At 42.3% G+C, this 22700-nt stretch carries 20 protein-coding genes; all 20 read left to right on the top strand.

Features of this window, described 5'->3' with window-relative positions; translation table 11 throughout:
• The first annotated feature begins 125 nt into the window (after positions 1–125).
• Positions 126–1661 (top strand): ABC transporter ATP-binding protein, encoded by a 1536-nt coding sequence (locus ACEQ1T_RS09805; protein ID WP_370222699.1) that lies wholly within the window; start codon positions 126–128, stop codon positions 1659–1661.
• Positions 1654–2700: an ABC transporter permease gene (locus ACEQ1T_RS09810; protein ID WP_206836555.1), complete on the top strand. Its 1047-nt coding sequence runs from the start codon at positions 1654–1656 to the stop codon at positions 2698–2700. The genes ACEQ1T_RS09805 and ACEQ1T_RS09810 overlap by 8 nt, the downstream gene beginning before the upstream one ends.
• Positions 2701–3660, top strand: a complete 960-nt coding sequence (locus ACEQ1T_RS09815; RefSeq protein WP_009330679.1) for an ABC transporter permease — start codon at positions 2701–2703, stop codon at positions 3658–3660.
• A 322-nt stretch (positions 3661–3982) separates the two neighbouring features.
• Positions 3983–5263, top strand: coding sequence for an EF-P 5-aminopentanol modification-associated protein YfmF (gene yfmF, locus ACEQ1T_RS09820; protein WP_370222701.1), 1281 nt, complete (start codon positions 3983–3985; stop codon positions 5261–5263).
• Positions 5263–6552, top strand: coding sequence for an EF-P 5-aminopentanol modification-associated protein YfmH (yfmH, locus tag ACEQ1T_RS09825; RefSeq protein ID WP_206836561.1), 1290 nt, complete (start codon positions 5263–5265; stop codon positions 6550–6552). The genes yfmF and yfmH overlap by 1 nt, the downstream gene beginning before the upstream one ends.
• A gap of 59 nt (positions 6553–6611) precedes the next feature.
• Complete coding sequence (ymfI, locus tag ACEQ1T_RS09830; RefSeq protein ID WP_370222703.1) at positions 6612–7334, top strand: elongation factor P 5-aminopentanone reductase; 723 nt, start codon at positions 6612–6614, stop codon at positions 7332–7334.
• Positions 7335–7450: 116 nt separating this feature from the next.
• Positions 7451–7708 carry a DUF3243 domain-containing protein gene (locus ACEQ1T_RS09835; RefSeq protein WP_206836571.1) on the top strand — a complete coding sequence of 86 codons (258 nt, stop codon included), beginning with the start codon at positions 7451–7453 and terminating at the stop codon, positions 7706–7708.
• A gap of 234 nt (positions 7709–7942) precedes the next feature.
• Positions 7943–8734 (top strand): YmfK family protein, encoded by a 792-nt coding sequence (locus ACEQ1T_RS09840; RefSeq protein ID WP_159862727.1) that lies wholly within the window; start codon positions 7943–7945, stop codon positions 8732–8734.
• A gap of 21 nt (positions 8735–8755) precedes the next feature.
• Positions 8756–9676: a helix-turn-helix domain-containing protein gene (locus tag ACEQ1T_RS09845; RefSeq protein WP_370222704.1), complete on the top strand. Its 921-nt coding sequence runs from the start codon at positions 8756–8758 to the stop codon at positions 9674–9676.
• Positions 9677–9791: 115 nt separating this feature from the next.
• A complete protein-coding gene (pgsA, locus tag ACEQ1T_RS09850; RefSeq protein WP_206836577.1) occupies positions 9792–10370 on the top strand; it encodes a CDP-diacylglycerol--glycerol-3-phosphate 3-phosphatidyltransferase in 579 nt (192 codons plus the stop codon).
• Between the two features lie 27 nt (positions 10371–10397).
• A complete protein-coding gene (locus ACEQ1T_RS09855; protein ID WP_206836580.1) occupies positions 10398–11648 on the top strand; it encodes a competence/damage-inducible protein A in 1251 nt (416 codons plus the stop codon).
• Positions 11649–11918: 270 nt separating this feature from the next.
• Positions 11919–12959 (top strand): recombinase RecA, encoded by a 1041-nt coding sequence (gene recA, locus ACEQ1T_RS09860; RefSeq protein ID WP_206836583.1) that lies wholly within the window; start codon positions 11919–11921, stop codon positions 12957–12959.
• A gap of 421 nt (positions 12960–13380) precedes the next feature.
• Entirely contained in the window at positions 13381–14943 is a 1563-nt protein-coding gene (gene rny / locus ACEQ1T_RS09865; RefSeq protein WP_206837660.1) for a ribonuclease Y, read from the top strand.
• A 128-nt stretch (positions 14944–15071) separates the two neighbouring features.
• Entirely contained in the window at positions 15072–15869 is a 798-nt protein-coding gene (locus tag ACEQ1T_RS09870) for a TIGR00282 family metallophosphoesterase (RefSeq protein WP_206836586.1), read from the top strand.
• Between the two features lie 281 nt (positions 15870–16150).
• On the top strand, positions 16151–16411 hold the full coding sequence (gene spoVS, locus ACEQ1T_RS09875) for a stage V sporulation protein SpoVS (protein WP_026585459.1): 261 nt from the start codon (positions 16151–16153) through the stop codon (positions 16409–16411).
• A 154-nt stretch (positions 16412–16565) separates the two neighbouring features.
• A complete protein-coding gene (locus ACEQ1T_RS09880; protein ID WP_206836589.1) occupies positions 16566–17489 on the top strand; it encodes a dipeptidase in 924 nt (307 codons plus the stop codon).
• A 301-nt stretch (positions 17490–17790) separates the two neighbouring features.
• Positions 17791–19527, top strand: coding sequence for a 2-oxoacid:acceptor oxidoreductase subunit alpha (locus tag ACEQ1T_RS09885; RefSeq protein ID WP_206836592.1), 1737 nt, complete (start codon positions 17791–17793; stop codon positions 19525–19527).
• On the top strand, positions 19528–20394 hold the full coding sequence (locus tag ACEQ1T_RS09890) for a 2-oxoacid:ferredoxin oxidoreductase subunit beta (RefSeq protein ID WP_009330663.1): 867 nt from the start codon (positions 19528–19530) through the stop codon (positions 20392–20394).
• A gap of 307 nt (positions 20395–20701) precedes the next feature.
• On the top strand, positions 20702–22252 hold the full coding sequence (gene miaB / locus ACEQ1T_RS09895; protein WP_370222706.1) for a tRNA (N6-isopentenyl adenosine(37)-C2)-methylthiotransferase MiaB: 1551 nt from the start codon (positions 20702–20704) through the stop codon (positions 22250–22252).
• Entirely contained in the window at positions 22252–22677 is a 426-nt protein-coding gene (locus ACEQ1T_RS09900) for a RicAFT regulatory complex protein RicA family protein (protein WP_206836597.1), read from the top strand. The genes miaB and ACEQ1T_RS09900 overlap by 1 nt, the downstream gene beginning before the upstream one ends.
• Positions 22678–22700: the final 23 nt, after the last annotated feature.

Here is a 22700-nt window from a genome sequence, read left to right on the forward strand (position 1 = left end):
TGCCTTTATATTATTCAATTCTTTAAGGGGAACTTGGCGTTTTGGCCAGGTTTTTCTAAGAATTGCCAAGGTCTGACCTCTTACTACTAATGATTTCCTTATATTTTGAGCAAGGAGTGAAACAAATGGATTATGTTATTGAAATGCTCAACATCCGCAAGGAGTTTCCTGGAATCGTAGCCAATGATAATATCACGCTTCAGCTGAAACAAGGTGAAATTCATGCGCTGCTTGGCGAAAACGGTGCGGGCAAATCAACATTGATGAACGTCCTTTTTGGCTTATATCAGCCTGAAAAAGGTGAAATAAAAGTTAAAGGAAAACCGGTTCGCATCACCGATCCAAATATAGCAAACGACTTGGGCATCGGGATGGTTCACCAGCATTTTATGCTAGTAGACCGTTTCACCGTCACTGAAAATATTATTCTAGGAAAAGAAACGACGAAAAGCGGAAAAATAGATATTAAAAAAGCGGAGAAGGAAGTCAGGGAAATTTCCGAGCGATATGGACTTGCTGTAGACCCTCAGGCGAAAATTTCAGATATTTCTGTAGGAATGCAGCAGAGGGTAGAGATTTTAAAGACCCTATATCGGGGAGCGGAAATCCTTATTTTTGATGAGCCTACTGCTGTGCTGACTCCACAGGAAATTAAAGAGCTTATTCAGATCATGAAAACCTTAATCCAGGAAGGCAAATCTATTATTTTAATCACCCACAAGCTGAAGGAAATTATGGAAGTTTGTGATCGTGTAACAGTAATCCGCAAAGGGGTAGGTATCGGTACGGTTAATGTCAGCGAGACGAACCCTAATGAACTTGCCAGCTTAATGGTGGGAAGGGAAGTTACTTTTAAAACGGATAAAACAGACTCGAAACCGCAGGAGCAAGTGCTTGAAATTCAGGATTTACATGTAAAAGATTCCCGGGGGCTTGGCGTGGTTAATAAGCTTAACCTCAATGTACGGGCCGGGGAAATTGTCGGTATTGCCGGTGTAGATGGAAATGGACAGTCTGAGTTAATAGAAGCAATCACAGGTTTGAGGAAGTCTGAAAGCGGTTCAATTAAATTGAATGGCAAGGAAATTATGAATATGTCTCCGCGTAAGGTAACGGAGAAGGGGGTAGGTCATATCCCTCAGGACCGTCATAAGCATGGACTTGTCCTCGATTTTCCAATTGGAGAGAATATGGTTCTGCAAACCTATTACAAAGCTCCATTCTCTAAAAAAGGTGTTCTGAACTTTAAAGAAATCTACAGCAAAGCAAAAAAGCTGATTAAAGAATTCGATGTCAGAACCCCAAGTGAATATACACTTGCAAGAGCACTTTCTGGAGGAAACCAGCAGAAAGCCATAATCGGACGCGAAATTGACCGAAATCCAGATCTCCTGATTGCTGCTCAGCCGACACGCGGATTAGATGTTGGAGCGATTGAATACATTCACAAGCGTCTGATTGAACAGCGTGACCAGGGGAAAGCAGTGCTGCTAATTTCATTCGAATTGGATGAAATTATGAATGTCAGCGACCGTATTGCTGTAATTTATGAAGGTGAAATTGTAGCAGTAGTTGATCCGAAACAAACAACTGAACAAGAATTAGGTTTATTGATGGCCGGTTCTAAACGGAAGGAAGCGGGTGGCGAAAACCATGTCTAATCGCATGAAGAATATTGTCGTACCTCTAGTTGCCGTTCTGCTAGGTGTATTAGTAGGTACAATCATTATGATAGCAACAGGGTATAATGCCGGATCTGCATTTATTGCCCTATGGAACGGTGCTTTCGGAGAAATCTACTACACCGGTGAAGTAGTCAGACAGGTGACTCCATATATTCTTGCCGGTTTGGCAGTCGCATTTGCTTTCCGTACAGGCTTATTTAACATCGGAGTTGAAGGACAGCTGATCGTCGGATGGCTAGCAGCTGTTTGGGTAGGAGTTGCATTTGAACTTCCAAAGTTCATCCATCTGCCGCTCGCTGTTCTTGCAGCAGCAGCAGCGGGTGCGCTATGGGCATTCATTCCAGGACTGCTGAAAGCCAAGTTTAAAGTCCATGAAGTAATTGTCACGATCATGATGAACTATGTTGCATTGCATGTAACGAACTATATAATCCGTACAGTTCTTTCAGAAAAAAGTGACCGTACTGAGATGATTGCAGACTCTGCATCACTGCGTTCCCCGTTTCTTGAGGGATTAACTGATTATTCTCGTCTGCATTGGGGTATTTTAATTGCTTTAGCTTGTGTGTTTATTATGTGGTTCCTATTAGAAAAAACATCAAAGGGATACGAATTGCGAGCTGTAGGCTTTAACCAGCATGCATCTGAATATGCAGGCATGAGCGTCAGCAAAAACATAATTCTTTCAATGGTCATCTCAGGAGCATTTGCTGGTCTTGCAGGTGCGATGGAAGCTTTGGGTACATTCGGATATGCTGCCATCAAGGGCGGTTTTACCGGAGTAGGATTTGACGGTATCGCAGTTGCACTTCTAGGCGGTAATGGCCCAATCGGAATTATTTTTGCAGCATTGCTATTTGGAAGCTTAAAGGTCGGCGCATTAAACATGCCGCTTGAAGCTGGAGTGCCAAATGAACTGGTAGATATTATCATTGCTCTTATAGTGTTCTTTGTTGCAGCAAGCTATATGATTCGCATCTTTATTGACCGTATCAGCAAAAAGGGGGTGAAGTAAGTGGGCTTAATGGAGATCCTATTAATTATTATTCCATCAACTTTGCTTTGGGCAGCCCCGCTTATTTTCACTGGATTGGGCGGAAATTTTTCAGAAAGCTCCGGTGTTGTAAATATTGGTTTAGAAGGCTTGATGGTAATTGGAGCATTCACTGCCATTGTCTTTAACCTTACGTTCGTGGATGTATTTGGCAGCATGACGCCATGGGTAGCATTACTCGCAGCTATGGTTGTCGGGGCTCTTTTATCCATCCTGCATGCTGTTGCTTCTATTACGTTTAGAGCAGACCAGGTAGTCTCAGGTGTTGCGATTAACCTTCTGGCAATTGGAGCTGCACTGTTCCTTGTTAAATTCATTTATGGGAAAGGCCAGACGGATATCATTCAAAAAGGTTTCAGCAAGGTGGATATACCATTTTTAAGCGATATACCTGTAATCGGTAAACTGTTTTTCTCAAACACATACTATACTTCATTTGCAGCGATTGCCGTTGCATTCCTTGCCTGGTTTGTGATGTTTAAAACTCCATTCGGACTAAGGCTGAGGGCGGTTGGTGAACACCCAATGGCTGCCGATACAATGGGTATTAATGTTACCAGAATGAGATACATTGGGGTATTAATCTCCGGTGCCTTAGCAGGAATTGGCGGCGGTGTGTATGCACAATCCATTTCTTCAGATTTCGGCCATGCAACAATTAGCGGCCAGGGCTTTATGGCATTAGCAGCATTGATCTTTGGTAAATGGCATCCGCTTGGTGTTATGGGTGCGGCTTTATTCTTTGGATTTGCGCAAAGCTTGAGTATCATTGGCTCAAGCCTTCCATTCCTGGAGAATATTCCAAATGTATATCTTCTCATCGCACCATATGTTTTAACGATTCTGGCATTAACTGGTTTCATAGGACGCGCTGATGCTCCAAAAGCCTCTGGTACTCCATATATAAAAGGAAAACGCTAAACAGGAAAGCCCTCATTTCTTTTGGAAATGGGGCTTTTTATTGCTTATTGAAACCCTGTCTTCTTATCTTTTGTTCCTCATTTGGAGATATGCAGTTAATCCGCAAGCATTCATCGGCATAGCTTCCCGATTTTCTTATATAACCTTCCAATACAGCCAATAACTTGAAATAAAGAAATAGGGCAAGGTATAGTAAGAATATGATTTAATACAAAGGATATTATAGAAGATAGCAGCAAAGTGTTTACATATAGGTGATATTCCCTATTCTTCATATTGACCGTACTTTGGATTCACCAATTTACCGACAGGAGGAAAAGAAATGGCTGTAATCTCTGAATCCGTAAAAGCCATGAATGGCTATAAGCTTCATGTAGTTAAAACAGAGAAATATAAAACCAACACACTGGTTTGGAAAATGAAAGCCCCGCTTGAAAAGGATACTGTTACATTAAGATCTTTATTGCCGCATGTCCTGCAAAGCAGCAGTTCGACTTACCCTGCAACCGGAAAGCTTCGCTCTTATCTTGATGAATTATATGGTGCAACTCTTTTTGTGGATTTGGCGAAAAAGGGCGAGTATCATGTCATTACCATTTCAATTGAAATTGCGAATGAGAAGTTTCTCTCAGACCCAACTCCTTTATTGAAAAAAGCGTTCCAATTTTTATCGGAGATTCTGACAAAGCCAAATGTGCAAGGCGTCGCTTTTGACCAGGATACGGTTGAAAAAGAAAAAAGGACGCTGAAACAGCGAATTCAATCCGTTTATGATGATAAAATGCGCTATTCGAATTTCCGGCTGGTACAGGAAATGTGTAAAGATGAGCCTTATGCGCTGCATGTGAATGGCGAAAAAGAAGATGTGGACAAAATTACGCCTGAAAGCCTTTATGAATATTATCAGCAGGCAATGGCGCAGGATGAGCTTGATTTATATGTTATAGGTGATGTGGATGAGGCAGATGCCGAATCCTATGCAGGTGAACTATTATCTTTTGAGGAAAGAACACCTCAGTCAGCTGCGGCATCTGCAGGAAGAGCCAAGGAATCTGTTAATGAAGTCAGGGAAGAACAGGATGTGAAGCAGGGGAAACTTAATATCGGCTACCGGACAAATGTCGTTTACGGTGATCCTGGTTATTATGCCCTTCAGGTATTCAATGGAATTTTTGGAGGCTTTTCTCACTCAAAATTGTTCTTGAACGTCCGCGAAAAAGCCAGTCTCGCATACTATGTAGCCAGTCGCCTTGAAAGCCATAAAGGCTTAATGATGGTTATGTCGGGAATCGATAACAGTAATTATGACCAGGCAGTGAATATTATTAAAGAACAGCTGGAAGCCATGAAAAACGGGGACTTTACGGAACAGGAAATGGAGCAGACCAAAGCAGTCATAAAAAATCAGCTTCTGGAGACTGTTGATACAGCCCGCGGAATTGTCGAAGTCCTCTATCATAATGTTGTGTCAGGCAAAGAAATTACGCTTCAAACCTGGATGGATGAAATGGATAAGGTAACTAAAGAGGAGATTGCCGAAACAGCTAAGAAGGTCAGTTTGGATACAGTGTATTTCCTGACAGGAAAGGAGGAGGGGAAGTAATGGAAAAAATCACTTTTGACCAGCTTCAGGAAGAGCTGTATTATGAAAGCCTCGAAAATGGGCTGGATGTATATATTTTGCCGAAAAAGGGATTTAACAAGACTTATGCCACGTTTACAACGAAATATGGTTCGATTGACAATCATTTCCTGCCTCCCGAAAAAGATGAATTTGTAAAAGTTCCAGATGGGATAGCTCATTTTTTGGAGCACAAGCTATTTGAAAAAGAAGATGGCGATGTATTCCAGCAATTCAGTAAGCAGGGAGCATCAGCTAATGCCTTTACTTCTTTTACTAGGACGGCTTATTTATTCTCCAGCACATCTAATGTAGAGTTGAACCTTGAGACGCTGATTGATTTTGTACAGGATCCTTATTTTACAGAAAAGACTGTTGAAAAAGAGAAAGGCATCATCGGTCAGGAAATTACCATGTATGATGACAATCCTGACTGGCGTCTATATTTTGGCCTCATCGAAAATATGTACAAAAACCATCCGGTTAAAATCGATATCGCAGGTACGATCGAGTCCATTTCCCATATCACAAAAGATATGCTGTATGAATGCTATGAAACCTTCTACCACCCAAGCAACATGCTTCTGTTCATCGTCGGACCCGTTGATCCGGATCAGATAATGTCCCAGGTGAGGAATAATCAAAGCAAGAAGAATTATAAAGAGTTGCCTGAAATAAAACGCCAATTCGAAGAAGAGCCTGCTGAAGCGGCTGAAAAGAAAAAAGTGCTTGAGATGAATGTCCAGACATCAAAGTGCCTTGTTGGGATAAAGAGCAGTAATGCAAACCAATCCGGCAAGGAAATGCTTAAAAATGAGCTGAGTCTGAATGTGCTTCTGGATATCCTATTCGGTAAAAGCTCTGAGCACTACAGCTCACTGTATAATGAAGGATTAATTGATGACACGTTCTCTTTTGATTATACACAGGAAGAGGGCTTTGGTTTTGCCATGGTCGGCGGGGACACAAATGATCCTGACCGTTTGGCAGAAACATTGAAAAAGATGCTGCTGGATGCGAGGGAAAAGGGAGCTGTTTCACAGGAAACACTGGATCGGACAAAGAAGAAGAAAATAGGCGCATTCCTGCGTGCTGTCAATTCTCCTGAATATATTGCCAATCAATTTACCCGGTATGCTTTTAATGAGATGGATTTGTTTGATGTAGTGCCGACGCTTGAAAGCATTACACTTGAGGATGTGGAAAATGCGGCTGGTAATTTGATAAGCGAAGAACGGTTTACGGTTTGTCAGGTTGTGCCTAAGAAATAAAAAGCTGTTTCAGCAGAGCGCCATAAAAGGCGCTTTGCTTTTTTTGAGGAGTGTATGAAATGAGAAAATTTGCGTTAATAACTGGAGCGAGCGGAGGAATCGGCCAGGCAATCAGCATCAAACTGGCGGAGGAAGGCTATTCACTTTATTTGCATTACAATCAAAACAAGCAGAGTATAAACAGTCTGCTGGACCGCCTGCAGACCTTTGACGGAGAATATATTCCGATCAAGGCTGACCTGTCTGTACAAGGCGGCTATAAAAAGATTATACCAAATATCTTCTCTCTTGATGCCATTATCCATAATAGCGGGTCAGCACAATATGGACTTCTTACGGAATTGCCGGAAAAGGAAACAGAGTCGCTGATGAATCTTCATGTGACCTCACCGCTCCTGCTGACCAAAGAGCTTCTGCCAAAACTTATTTCAAAGGGCAGCGGGAATGTCGTAGTTATTTCCTCTATATGGGGCCAGACGGGTGCGGCTTGTGAAGTTGCATACTCAGCAGCAAAGGGTGCACAAATTGCTTTTGCCAAAGCTTTAAGCAAGGAAGTTGCCTTAAGCGGGGTGAGGGTTAATGCTGTTGCACCAGGTGCCGTCGAGACCGCCATGCTGAATGATTTTACTGAAGAAGAGCTCGATGCCGTTAAAAGCGGCATTCCCATGGGCAGGCTTGCACTGCCTGCTGACATTGCCAACTCCGTTTCCTTCCTTCTTTCAGAAAAGGCAACCTATATTACCGGACAGGTCTTGGCTGTAAATGGCGGCTGGTATACGTAACTCCCAAATGTTCAAAAAAGTGTCACTTGTTTTTTGGTTATGTCTATTAGTGCATGCATATTTTACTCAGCCCCTAAGCACAATATAATTGTACAACATTTAAAGGAGGCAAAATTATGTCTGTACTAGATAACTGGCAGCAGTGGAAAGATTTCCTTGGCGATCGTCTTCATCAGGGAATGGATCAGGGAATGAATAAGGAAACTGTAAATGACCTTGCTTTTCAAATTGGCGATTATTTAGCCAAGCAGGTTGAGCCAAAGAATGACCAGGAAAAAATCCTTGCTGATCTTTGGTCCGTAGCAAGTCCGGAAGAGCAGCATGCCATTGCAAATATAATGGTAAAGCTTGTTCAAAATGACGGTACTCACTAAGAATTTTATAGCAATCAGCGAAAAGAGAGGAAATCCTCTCTTTTCGTTTTTCCCCCAGAAAGATTTCCTTCACGGCCAAACGGGTTTTTTCTTTCATATTAGTAAAAAATCATATATTATAGAACCTAGATGAAAATTTAGGATAAGTTTAATAAAAATTTACATAACCAAAAGTTATATATATACATATAAAATGCGCAAATAGGTGCGCATCATGCAGGAGGAGGTTTTCCGGTGGAGAAAACAGAATGGTATTTGGAATATGAAATCCAAAAGAATCGTCCCGGCTTGCTTGGTGACATTTCTTCCCTGCTGGGTATGCTTTCAATTAATATTGTCACGATCAATGGTGTGGATGAAGGCCGAAGAGGCTTGCTGATCTTGGCTAAAGACCACGAACAGATTGAACGCTTAAAGTCTATTCTTAATACAATGGATACGATTAAAGTGATCAAGCTACGGGAGCCTAAACTCAGAGACCGTCTTGCCGTGCGCCATGGAAGATACATTCAAAGGGATGCAGATGACAAGAAAACGTTTAGGTTTGTAAGGGATGAGCTTGGTCTGCTGGTCGATTTCATGGCCGAATTATTTAAACAGGAAGGGCACAAGCTAATAGGGATCAGAGGAATGCCAAGGGTTGGAAAGACAGAATCCATTGTCGCTTCAAGTGTCTGTGCGAACAAACGATGGCTATTTGTTTCATCCACTCTGCTTAAGCAGACGATACGCAACCAGCTGATCGAGGATGAGTACAATGAAAACAATTTGTTCATAATAGACGGAATTGTCTCAACCAGACGTGCAAACGAACGGCACTGGCAGCTTGTCCGGGAAATTATGCGCCTTCCTGCAGTAAAGGTAGTTGAGCATCCGGATATTTTTGTGCAAAACACTGAATACTCTCTTAATGATTTTGATTATATTATTGAGCTCCGTCATGATCCTGAGGAAGAGATTACTTATGATGTAGTAGAGAAAAACAATATGTTCTCGGAATCTGATTTTGGAGGCTTTGATTTTTAGTAAGTTGGAAGGTGTTGTAAATTGACAGAACTAGGCAATCGTTTAAAAGAAGCGCGGCTGGCTAAAGATATGAGCCTTGACGATCTGCAGAAGGTCACAAAAATACAAAAGCGCTATTTGATGGGAATTGAAGAGGGCGATTATAGCATGATGCCCGGAAAGTTTTATGTCAGGGCATTTATAAAGCAATATGCTGAAGCGGTTGGAATTGAGCCGGAAGAAATTTTCGAGCAGTATAAAAATGACATTCCGGCACAGGTGGATGATGATATTCCGGAAAAGCTTTCCCGTGTTCAATCCAGAAAAGATTTATCGGGCAGGACTTCAAAGGTATTCGATATTCTTCCAAAGGTACTCATTGGTGTCTTTATAATTGGTCTCATCGCGGTCCTTTATAATTTCCTTGGGGCCAAAGATCAGGCGGATAATGATGAAAAGCCATCAGATCGGACAGATGGGCAGACGGTCATAGAAGAGTCTGAAAACCTTGCTGATAGTAAAAAAGATGAAAATGATAAAGATGAATCAGCAGGTAAGAAAGAAGAATCTGCTGACAAAGAGACTGCTGAGGATAATTCTGAGGAACAGGAAGCCGAGGAAGCGCCAAAGCAGGAGGTTGCTGTGGTGCAATCCAGCGTAAATGGAACGGTTTATGAATTGAAAAATGCGGACAAGTTTGAACTGGAGGTTTTGTCTACAGGAGAAACTTGGGTGAATATCAAGAACGGCAAAGGGGATTCCCTCTTCCAGGGAATGCTGACTTCGAATGGAACGAAAAGCCAGAAGGTAGACTTTTCAAAGGAAACGGAAGCTTCCATTGTAGTCGGAAATTCGACTCAAACTGAAATCTATGTAAATGGCGAAAAAATTGAGTATAAGGTGCCGCCTTCACAATCCGTCAAGCAGGATATAACCATAAAGTACGCGCCGAAGAACGAATAGTCATCTTTAGATGACTATTTTCGCTTTTTATGTAAAAATTATCAGTAAAAGGATTGAGCAATTGTCTTAAACTTTTTCTGCAAGAAGCTTCATTTATAATACTTGGAGGTAAAACATGAATCTGCCAAATAAAATTACAGTGTCCCGTATCTTGCTGATACCAATATTTCTGCTCGTTATGCTCATCCCTCTTTCATGGGGAAATGTAGAGTTGTTAGGAGCTGAAATGCCCGTTACCCATCTGATTGGAGCTCTTATTTTTATTATTGCTTCAGTTACCGATTGGGTCGACGGCTACTTTGCCCGCAAGTACAATCTGGTTACAAACCTGGGCAAGTTTCTTGATCCGCTTGCAGACAAGCTTCTCGTCTCTGCAGCATTAATTGTTCTGGTTGATCTTGGTCTGGCTCCATCATGGATTGTCATTATAATAATCAGCCGGGAATTTGCTGTAACAGGTTTAAGGCTTGTTCTGGCGGGGGAAGGAGAAGTAGTCGCAGCGAATCAGCTTGGCAAAATCAAAACCTGGGCACAAATCGTGGCCATTTCTGCACTGCTTTTACATAATATTATTTTTGAAATGGTTTCAATCCGGTTTGACCTGATTGCCCTTTGGGTTGCGATGTTCTTTACGATCTGGTCCGGCTGGGACTACTTTGCTAAAAACAAGCAGGCCTTCATTAACTCAAAATAATTACTTTACCCAGAAGGGGGCTTTTGAATGAATGCTGAAATTATAGCTGTCGGGTCTGAGCTTTTACTTGGACAAATAGTTAATACAAATGCCCGCTTTCTGTCCCGGCAGCTTGCAGAACTGGGCATTAACGTTTTTTACCATACAGTGGTTGGAGATAATCCCGAGCGCCTTAAATCGGTGATCAAAATTGCCGAAGGCCGTTCTGACCTGATCGTCTTCACGGGCGGACTGGGACCGACAAAGGATGATTTAACGAAAGAAACGATTGCCCGCCATCTTGGCAAAGAGCTCGTCATGGACGAACAGGCGCTTGAATCTATACAGCTTTATTTTAAACGCACCAACAGAGAGATGACTGAGAATAATAAAAAACAGGCCCTGGTTCTTAAGGATGCGCAAGTGCTTCCTAACGAGCATGGAATGGCACCCGGAATGATTGACGATAGTGGCCGGCATGTTTTTATGCTTCTTCCGGGTCCGCCAAATGAGATGGAGCCAATGTTCCTCAAACATGCCTTTCCAGCCCTGCAATCCAAGCTGGGCACCGAGGATGTGATTGTTTCCCGGGTGCTGCACTTCTTCGGGATTGGAGAAGCCATGCTGGAAACGGAGATTGAAGATATTATCGATGCGCAGAGTAATCCAACCATTGCCCCGCTTGCATCTGATGGGGAAGTTACACTGAGGCTCACAGCAAAGCATAGTCAGTCTAACACGGCCATGATGCTGATGGATGAAACTGAAGCCAAGATCCTCGACCGTGTCGGAGAATTTTTCTATGGCTATGATGACACTTCCTTGATGCATGAGCTTACCAAGCTGATCAAGGAAAACAATATGACTATTTCCGCTGCTGAGAGTTTAACAGGAGGGATGTTCCAGCAGGAGTTTACCTCTATTCCGGGAGCAGGCGGTCTTCTAAAAGGCGGAGTGGTTTGTTATACAAACGAAGTTAAGGCTGAAGTGTTAAAAGTCCGCAAAGAAACGATTGATAACGACGGGGTCGTCAGTGCTCAGTGTGCAGCAGAGCTTGCTGTGAATGTCGCAAGTCTGACTAACTCAGATATCGGGATCAGCTTCACAGGTGTTGCAGGTCCTGACGAACTGGAAGGCAACCCGGTGGGAACCGTATATATAGGCATCTGGATAAAAGGAAAGCCAGTCCAGACTGAAAAGCTGAACCTTGGGGGAACCAGGGCAGCAAACCGGGTCCGTACGGTAAAATACGGCTGCCATTTTCTTATAAAAGCATTAAAAGAAAGTCAGAGCGCCTAAAAGCGTTCTGATTTTTTAATAGCCTGAAAAATAGGCAGAATTCTTATCAAAATGCTATTTCTTCTATTGATTCACACCTGAAAATTTCATTTTCCTCCGCATGAATTAATATTTTCGGGCAAAACGTCCCGGTGAAAAAAAACGAATGGATGTTCGACTTTTTGCTCGACAAATGCATTGAAAAGGTTTATAGTAGAGTTAGGATTTGAGATGAGACAAAACGAATCTAATCAAAAGATAGATTCGTCTATATAAAAGGAGGAACTATTAGTGAGTGATCGTCAAGCAGCTCTTGAAATGGCGTTAAAACAAATAGAAAAGCAATTTGGTAAAGGTTCTATCATGAAGCTTGGTGAACAGACTGACCGCAAAATTTCCACTGCACCAAGCGGATCCCTTGCCCTTGATGCAGCTCTTGGGGTAGGCGGCTACCCAAGAGGACGTATTATTGAAATTTATGGACCTGAGAGCTCAGGTAAAACAACAGTTGCCCTGCATGCAATTGCAGAGGTTCAGGCAAGCGGAGGACAAGCTGCTTTTATCGATGCTGAACATGCTCTAGACCCTGTTTATGCACAAAAGCTTGGTGTAAATATTGATGAGCTTCTTCTTTCCCAGCCGGATACAGGTGAGCAGGCGCTTGAAATTGCAGAAGCTCTTGTTCGAAGCGGCGCTGTTGATATCCTGGTAATTGACTCTGTTGCAGCTCTTGTGCCAAAGGCTGAAATTGAAGGGGAAATGGGTGACTCCCATGTTGGTTTGCAGGCCCGCCTTATGTCCCAGGCACTTCGTAAACTATCAGGTGCAATCAACAAATCTAAAACCATTGCGATTTTCATTAACCAGATTCGTGAAAAAGTCGGAGTTATGTTCGGGAATCCTGAAACCACTCCTGGCGGACGCGCATTGAAATTCTACTCTTCTGTCCGTCTTGAAGTGCGCCGTGCAGAAACCCTTAAGCAGGGCAATGAAATGGTTGGTAATAAGACAAAGATCAAAGTTGTCAAAAACAAAGTCGCTCCTCCATTCAGAGTAGCGGAAGTAGATATCATGTACGGTGAAGGAATCTCGAAGGAAGGCGAAATCATCGATCTTGGATCTGAACTGGATATTGTCCAAAAGAGCGGTTCATGGTACTCATTTAACGAAGAGCGCTTAGGCCAAGGCCGTGAAAACGCCAAAGTATTCCTAAAAGAAAACCCGGAAATTCGCCTCACTATCCAAAAACAAATCCGTGAACACTACGGACTTGACGAAGATAAAGTAATCAGCGGAGACGAAGAGCAGGAAGAATTCGAGCTTATCGATTAATACTAAGAAAAAGCAAAGCCCGGGCGGCTTTGCTTTTCTTATGGATAATAAGTGATTCACTAAGCATTTTTTATTATAGCCAAAACTTGCTTATAATTATTAAGAGTTCAAACCAATCGAAATATTAAGAAAAGCCTTTAGGACAAACCCTTGACAATAAAATTCCACAGCCTTACAATTAAAAATGTATATTTTACATTTTATATGTAAAGAAATTCTTATTGAGTTAGACATTGTCTGGCTCCAGGCTCCATTGGCTATTCATACGTTAATATAATGCCAGCCCAAAATGGATGCCCAATGCTTTTTTAAGATTGAAACGTTTAAAAGCCTTAGTGCTGTATGTTGAATTGGACAATGTACATGCCGACACTTTAAAAAACGTAACACAAACAAGTTCATAGCAAGAGGAGGTGAAATGATGGATCTAGTAACAGCAATCATCTCCATTTTGCTTGGCCTAATCGTCGGTGCTATTGTTGGCTATTTTGTTCGCAAATCTATTGCCGAAGCAAAAATTGCAGGAGCTAAAGATGCTGCTGAGCAGATTTTGGAAGACGCAAAGCGAGAAGCTGAGGCTACGAAGAAAGAAGCCCTGCTTGAAGCGAAAGATGAAATTCACAAGCTTCGCACAGATGCGGAAAGTGAAATTCGTGATCGAAGAAATGAACTGCAAAAACAAGAAAATCGCTTAATGCAAAGAGAAGAGAACCTTGATCGTAAAGATGAAACGTTAGATAAACGTGAAGTGCTTTTAGAAAAGAGGGACGATTCTCTTAGCAAAAGACAACAGCATATTGAAGAGATGGAAAGCAAAGTGGACGAGATGATTAAAGAGCAGCAAGCTGAGCTGGAACGTATCTCAGGCTTGACTCGTGAAGAGGCAAAGTCCATCATTTTAGAGCGCACGGAGCAGGAAGTGGCTCACGATGTCGCTATTATGGTAAAAGAGAGCGAGACTAGAGCGAAAGAGGACGCAGATAAGAAAGCGAAAGAAATCTTGTCACTGGCTATCCAAAGATGTGCAGCGGATCATGTAGCAGAAACTACTGTATCAGTTGTCAATCTGCCAAATGATGAGATGAAAGGGCGCATTATTGGCCGTGAAGGCCGTAATATCCGTACTCTGGAAACTCTGACTGGAATTGATCTCATAATCGATGATACGCCGGAAGCGGTTATTTTATCCGGTTTTGATCCGATTCGCCGTGAGACTGCACGCTTAGCTTTAGACAAACTGGTTCAGGACGGACGCATCCATCCAGCCCGAATTGAGGAAATGGTTGATAAGGCCCGCCGTGAAGTGGATGAACACATCCGTGAAATCGGTGAACAAACTACTTTCGAGGTTGGTGTTCACGGTCTGCATCCAGATTTAATCAAAATTCTTGGCCGTTTAAAATTCCGTACAAGCTACGGTCAGAATGTGTTAAAGCATTCAATGGAAGTGGCTCAGCTTTCAGGTTTGCTGGCTGCCGAATTAGGACAGGACGAAACATTGGCCCGCCGTGCAGGATTGCTTCATGATATCGGTAAAGCAATCGACCATGAGGTGGAAGGAAGCCATGTTGAAATAGGTGTGGAGCTTGCCACTAAGTATAAGGAGCATCCTGTTGTCATCAACAGTATCGCTTCCCACCATGGTGACACAGAGCCTACATCGATCATTGCCGTACTTGTCGCTGCAGCTGATGCTTTATCAGCAGCAAGACCTGGAGCAAGAAGAGAGACGCTTGAGAACTATATTCGCCGTCTGGAAAAGCTTGAAGAGATTTCAGAATCCTATGATGGCGTTGAAAAATCTTTTGCCATTCAGGCAGGACGCGAAATTCGCATTATGGTTAAACCTGAACAAATTGATGACCTTGAAGCTCATCGTTTGGCAAGGGATATCCGTAAGAAGATTGAAGAGGAACTTGATTATCCAGGCCACATCAAGGTCACGGTTATCCGTGAAACGAGGGCCGTTGAATATGCAAAATAAAGCGATGCTCATGCATCGCTTTATTTCTTTTTCGGGTGTGCTTTATATTGATGCAGGAAACTGTGTTAAACTAATAAAAATGACTGGGAAAGAATACATATATCTTTAAAAACAGAAAGGGATATGACATGAATATATTGTTTGTCGGAGATGTAGTGGGATCACAGGGGCGGGATATGATCACTGAATATGTACCGAAGCTAAAAGAAAAATACCGCCCGCATATCACAATTATTAATGGGGAAAATGCAGCGGGTGGAAAGGGTATTACGGAAAAGATTTACCGCAGCTTTCTTGAGGCTGGTGCTCAGGCGGTAACTCTCGGTAATCATACCTGGGATAACCGGGAAATTTTTGAATTCATTGACCGCGCTAAATATATGGTTCGTCCGGCCAATTTTCCTTCAAATAATCCTGGAAAAGGCATGGTGTATTTAAAATTTAATACAGAGGAAGTAGCGGTGATCAGCCTTCAGGGCAGGACTTTTATGAATACAAGTGATTGTCCTTTCCAAAAGGCGGATGAACTGATAAAAGAAGCCCGTGAAAGGACTCCGTTCATTTTTGTTGATTTTCATGCGGAAGCAACAAGTGAAAAACAGGCAATGGGCTGGTATTTGGATGGAAAGGTATCAGCCGTCGTGGGTACGCATACACACGTGCAGACAGCCGATAACCGTATTTTGCCTGGCGGGACAGCCTTTATGTCTGATGTGGGAATGACAGGCCCTTATGACGGTATCCTTGGTGTTGAAAAAGAAGCTGTAATCAAAAGGTTTTTGACTGGACTGCCGGTTCGGTTTGAAGTTCCGAAAGAAGGAAGGACCCAATTAAGTGCAGCATTCATTGAGCTGAGTCCAAAAACGGGTTTGGCAAAAAAAATTGACCGGATCTTGATTAATGATGACCATCCTTTTTACTCATAAACTGATAAAAACTGCATTCGGATGTCCGAGTGCGGTTTTTTTGGTTTTTGCAGAAAATTCAGCCTAAAACCATGCTTTTTTTGTCCAAGCCGGAATATGTGAATTCTAAGCTGAATATAGTAGCAATGGAATGATATATAGACCTGGTGCTAAATTCCATCAAAGCGGGATGTGCATGAACGGAAAGTAATTGCTTATCTGAAGGCATTCAGCCTTTACAGAAGGCGAATCAGCGCTTTGAGCAATGCATACAGGAGGGGTAAAACGAGGAGGAGCTAGGAATGGAAATATTAAAAGTTTCAGCAAAATCTAATCCTAATTCTGTAGCTGGTGCGCTTGCTGGAGTTCTTCGCGAAAGAGGAAGTGCGGAAATCCAGGCAATTGGTGCGGGTGCATTGAACCAGGCTGTTAAGGCAGTAGCGATCGCAAGAGGATTCGTAGCGCCTAGCGGAGTGGATTTAATTTGTATCCCTGCATTCACGGATATCCTGATTGACGGCGAAGAGCGGACTGCCATTAAGCTGATTGTGGAACCGCGTTAGGCAAAAGCTTCAGAATGGGAAATCATCCTTTGTCATATGCATAAGTCAGCAAAATATAAATTCGTGCAAAAATATTAAAACCTGTTTGCATCATAGGCAAACAGGTTCTTTTTTTAATAAGATAAAGCTATGCAGAAAAAGGGAGGAAAACAGCATGAAAATATTTGATGCACATTGTGATGTCCTATATAAAATGTTTATGGACAGAAAGGTTGACTTTAATAATTCAGGCAGTCTTCAGGTGAACCTTGCTGGGCTGCAGGCTTCCAGTATAAAAGTTCAATGCTTTGCCATATATGTTCCTGAATCTGTCCATCCAGAAATGAAGTTCAACGCAGCACTATATATGACCGATCTGTTTTACGATAAAGTGCTTAAACCCAACCCGCAATTAAAGCTCATTAGAAGCAGCCGGGACATCGACCTGCTGCAGGATGATGAAGTAGGGGCAGTGCTTACACTGGAGGGATGTGATGCTGTTGGCTGCGATCTGCTTAAATTGAAGACGCTTCTCAGGCTGGGAGTGTCTTCAGTGGGATTGACCTGGAATTATGCTAACTGTGCAGCTGATGGAGTGCTTGAAGAAAGGGGGGCAGGGCTTTCTTCATTTGGCAAACAAGTGGTCTATGAATTAAATGCCAGCAAAGCATGGTGCGATGTATCCCATCTTTCTGAACGAGGGTTCTGGGATGTGATGGAATGGGCGGATTATCCTTTTGCCTCTCACTCGAACTGCTATTCGCTGTGCCCGAATCCACGCAATTTATCAAACGAACAGATTGAAGCACTGATTGATCGGGACAGTGTGATGGGCATTACATTTGTGACGGAGTTTTTATCAGGAAAACAAACAGCCACGATTACAGACATCCTAAGACATCTTGAACATGTATGTTCACTTGGAGGAGAAAATCATGTGGGCTTTGGTTCGGATTTTGACGGTACGGATGGAAGAGTTGCAGGTTTGGAGGATGCAAGAAAATACGATAGCCTGATAAATGAACTAACAAAATATTATTCTGATATACAAGCTGAAAAATTTTCATTTCGGAATTTTTATAACAGATTTCCAAGGTGAAAATGGTGAAAAAACTGTATATCAAGGGATGTGAAAGACCTGATAAATCCAAAATGAAATAATCTTTTTAGTATTTTTCAAAAAAATAAAAAAATATTCATCTTTTAGCCAATAAATATTCAGAAAGGGTTGCTTTTTTAGACACATAGGTCTAGAATTGAAAGCGTTTAGTACCCATCCAGCTTCCAGAATATAGCCTTTAAGGTATGGTGAAATAACAGGATTGACTGGACAAGTACTACACTTAAATTAAATAAACGTTTTTACATAATTTCTTAACGTATCTAAAGGGGTGTAAGACATGATCAATCAACTTTCATGGAAAGTTGGAGGACAGCAAGGGGAAGGTATCGAAAGTACCGGGGAGATTTTTTCCATTGCATTAAATCGTTTAGGCTACTACCTGTACGGTTACCGCCACTTTTCATCACGTATTAAGGGCGGGCACACGAACAACAAGATTCGCGTCAGCACGTCACAAATTCGTTCTATTTCGGACGATTTAGATATTCTGGTAGCTTTTGACCAGGAAACAATCGATTTAAACTACAAAGAACTTCACGATAAAGGGATCATGATTGCAGATGCGAAATTTGATCCAAAACAGCCAGAAGATACGAATGCAGCTTTGTTTGCAGTACCTTTTACAGAGATTGCTACAGAGCTTGGAACATCCCTGATGAAAAACATGGTTGCTGTTGGTGCGACATGTGCAGTTCTAAATTTAGATATTAAAGTATTTGAAGAAGTAGTTCAAGAGATTTTTGGGCGAAAAGGACAGCAGGTTGTCGATAAAAACATGGAAGCCATTCAGGCTGGCTTTGATTTCATGAAAGAAAAGCTCAGCGATGATGTGGAATTAATGGAGCTTGAAAAAGCTGACGGACTGAAGCGTTTATTCATGATCGGAAACGATGCAATCGCTCTTGGTGCTCTTGCAGGAGGATGCCGCTTCATGGCCGCTTACCCAATCACACCTGCATCCGAAATCATGGAATATCTGATAAAAAAACTTCCGGCGCTTGGCGGATCTGTCATCCAGACAGAAGATGAAATTGCCGCAGTAACAATGGCAATCGGTGCAAACTACGCCGGTGTCCGCTCAATTACAGCATCTGCAGGTCCTGGACTTTCCCTTAAAATGGAAGCTATCGGCCTTTCAGGAATTACTGAAACACCGCTTGTTATCGTAGATACACAGCGTGGGGGCCCTTCTACAGGACTACCTACAAAGCAGGAGCAATCTGACTTAATGGCAATGATTTACGGCACTCATGGCGAGATTCCAAAAATCGTACTTGCTCCAAGTACTGTACAGGAAGCATTCTATGATACGGCTGAAGCTTTCAACCTTGCAGAAGAATACCAGTGTCCGGTTATTGTCCTCTCAGACCTGCAGCTTTCTCTTGGAAAGCAGACAGTGGAGCCGCTTGATTTCAGCAAAGTTGAAATCCGTCGAGGAAAGCTTGTTACAGAAGAACTTCCTGAAATTGAAAACAAAGGCTACTTCAAGCGCTTTGAGGTTACAGAAGATGGTGTTTCACCTCGAGTGATCCCTGGCATGAAAAACGGAATCCACCATGTGACGGGTGTGGAGCATGATGAAACTGGAAAACCTTCAGAATCAGCTGCAAACCGCAATGCTCAAATGGATAAGCGTTTCCGCAAGATTGAAAATATAAAATTCAATACACCTGTTCACAAGAATGCTCCTCATGAAGAAGCAGACTTGCTGATCGTCGGCTTCAACTCAACACGCGGTGCAATTGAGGAAGCAATGAGCAGACTTGAACAGGACGGTATTAAAGTGAACCATGCACAAGTTCGCCTGATTCATCCTTTCCCAACGGATGAGTTATTGCCGCTTGTGAAATCAGCTAAAAAAATCGCTGTAGTAGAAAACAACGCTACAGGACAATTAGCGAACATCATGAAGATGAACGTCGGACATGCTGAGAAAGTACATAAGCTATTAAAGTACGACGGAAATCCATTCTTGCCGCATGAAATTCACACAAAATGCAAGGAGTTGTTCTAAATGGCCACATTTAAAGACTTTCGAAATAATGTAAAACCAAACTGGTGTCCAGGCTGTGGAGACTTCTCCGTGCAGGCTGCGATTCAGCGTGCGGCAGCAAATGTTGGTTTAGAGCCGGAGAACTTAGCTGTAGTATCAGGCATTGGATGCTCCGGACGTATTTCCGGCTATATCAATTCATACGGTTTCCACGGCATTCATGGGCGTTCACTACCGATCGCTCAGGGTGTGAAAATGGCTAACCGCGATTTAACAGTTATCGCATCCGGCGGTGACGGAGATGGATTCGCGATCGGTATGGGCCATACGATTCATGCGATCCGCCGTAATGTGAACATCACTTATATCGTAATGGATAACCAAATCTATGGTTTAACAAAAGGCCAGACTTCACCGCGTTCTGCGGCTGGTTTCAAAACGAAGTCTACTCCTCAAGGTTCTATTGAGCAGGCGATTTCTCCAATGGAAATGGCATTAACAGCAGGTGCGACTTTCGTGGCACAAAGCTTCTCAACTGACCTTAAAGATCTGACAGCGTTAATCGAAGCAGGCATCAAGCATGATGGCTTCTCTTTAATTAACGTGTTCAGTCCATGTGTTACATACAATAAAGTCAACACATATGACTGGTTTAAAGAAAACCTGACAAAGCTTAGCGATGTGGAAGGCTATGACAACTCAAGCCGTGAAATGGCAATGCAGACTCTTATGAAGCACAGCGGCCTTGTAACTGGCTTAATCTACCAGGACACAGAGCGCAAGTCTTATCAGGAATTGCTTTCAGGTTACTCTGAAACTCCTTTATCACAAGCGGATCTGGAACTAGATCAAGCTCACTTTGATAAACTTGCAGCTGAATTTATGTAATCATAAGAAGTCCGGGAATCCCGGGCTTCTTTTTTCTTGTATTGAATGAGATTAGATGTGACAACTATCACACACAATATATTAAATTTAGTCTAGTATAAGTAAATGTGTAGGATTAAAATTATCCCTGTTCGTACATACAAGTAATAGCTGCTGATAAGAGACCGAGTGCTGTTTTCTATTGTTTTAACTATCAGAAAGCCTTATACTATAATAATGTGCACATATATAAATTGCACAACTTAATAAAAGCTGAAAATGGAGTTTAAATGATAGATGCAGCTCAGGAGAAAGAGAAAGGGGATACATGATGAACGAAAAACAGCGTTTAGAAAGCCAGCAAGTGCAAACAGCAAATCCTTCGGACAAAAAATCCGTAAAGGATTACAGCAAATACTTTGAAACTGTTTATACTGCACCTTCCTTAAAGGAAGCGAAAAAACGCGGTAAAGAAGAAGTGAAATATCATAAAGATTTTAACATACCAGAAGAATTTCATGGAATGGGAAAAGGCCGCAAATTCTATATCCGCACTTACGGCTGCCAAATGAATGAACATGATACCGAAGTTATGGCTGGTATTTTCCTTGGTCTTGGCTATGAGCATACAGAATCTGTAGAAGATGCAAATGTCATTTTGCTTAATACATGTGCCATCCGTGAAAATGCCGAGAATAAAGTGTTTGGAGAACTTGGCCATCTAAAACATTTAAAAAAGGAAAATCCCGATCTTCTAATTGGTGTCTGCGGATGTATGTCACAGGAAGAATCAGTTGTTAACAAGATTCTTAAAACATATAACCAGGTAGATATGATATTTGGAACACACAACATTCACCGTCTTCCTAACATTCTTCAAGAAGCGTATATGTCGAAGGAAATGGTAATTGAAGTTTGGTCTAAAGAAGGGGATGTTATTGAGAACCTTCCAAAAGTGCGCCGCGGCAATATTAAAGCATGGGTCAACATTATGTACGGCTGTGATAAATTCTGCACATACTGCATCGTTCCTTATACACGGGGAAAAGAGCGGAGCAGACGTCCTGAGGATATCATTCAGGAAGTGCGTCAGTTAGCTGCACAGGGCTACCAGGAAATTACCCTGCTTGGGCAAAATGTAAACGCGTATGGAAAAGATTTTGAGGATATGAAATACGGTCTTGGCGATTTAATGGATGAAATGCGCAAAATCGACATTCCGCGAGTACGCTTTACAACCAGCCATCCACGAGATTTTGATGATCATTTGATTGAAGTGCTTGCCAAGGGAGGCAATCTGGTAGAGCATATTCACCTGCCAGTTCAATCTGGTTCTACAGATGTCCTGAAAATCATGGCCCGTAAATATACAAGGGAACAATACTTGGAGCTGGTTCGCAAGATTAAAGCGGCTATTCCAGAGGCCACTTTCACAACTGATATCATCGTAGGCTATCCTAATGAGACAGAAGAGCAATTTGAAGAAACAATTTCCCTGTATCGGGAGGTAGGGTTCGAAGCTGCTTATACGTTCATTTACTCACCTCGTGAAGGCACACCAGCGGCCAAAATGGTGGATAACGTGCCAATGGAAGTGAAGAAAGAACGTCTTCAGCGCCTGAACGCAGTTGTTAATGAATTATCTGCAGAAGCAATGAAAAAATATAAAGGTCAGACTGTCGAAGTTCTTGTGGAAGGGGAAAGCAAGAACAATCCTGAAATTCTTGCAGGCTACACAAGAAAGAACAAGCTCGTAAACTTTAAGGGACCGAAAATAGCGATCGGCAAAATCGTGAATGTAAAGGTAACCGATGCGAAGACTTGGTCCCTAAACGGAGAAATGGTAGAAGAACTAGATGCGGTTGAGGTGAAGCAGTAATGGCTAAATACACAAAAGATGAGATAGTAGAACGTGCGAAGGAACTGGCACGCATGATTGCAGAGACAGAAGAGGTAGATTTCTTCAAGCGTGCAGAAGCACAGATTAATGAAAACGAAAAGGTTAGTGCTACCATTACAACAATCAAAGGCTTGCAAAAACAGGCTGTCAATCTTCAGCACTATGGTAAAGCTGAAGCATTAAAGAAAACGGAAGAAAAAATTGCCCAATTGGAACAGCAGCTGGATGAAATTCCGGTTGTCCAGGAATTCAAGCAATCCCAGGTGGATGTTAATGAATTGCTGCAGATTGTGGCTAATGCGATTTCCAACACTGTAACAGACGAAGTCATTACTTCTACAGGCGGAAATCTCCTAAGCGGTGAAACGGGATCAAAAATCAGCAACAGCAGCTGTACACATTAATAAACAGAAAGCGGAACACCCTG

This window comes from Cytobacillus sp. (assembly GCF_964223445.1).
Classification (GTDB): domain Bacteria; phylum Bacillota; class Bacilli; order Bacillales; family Cytobacillaceae; genus Cytobacillus.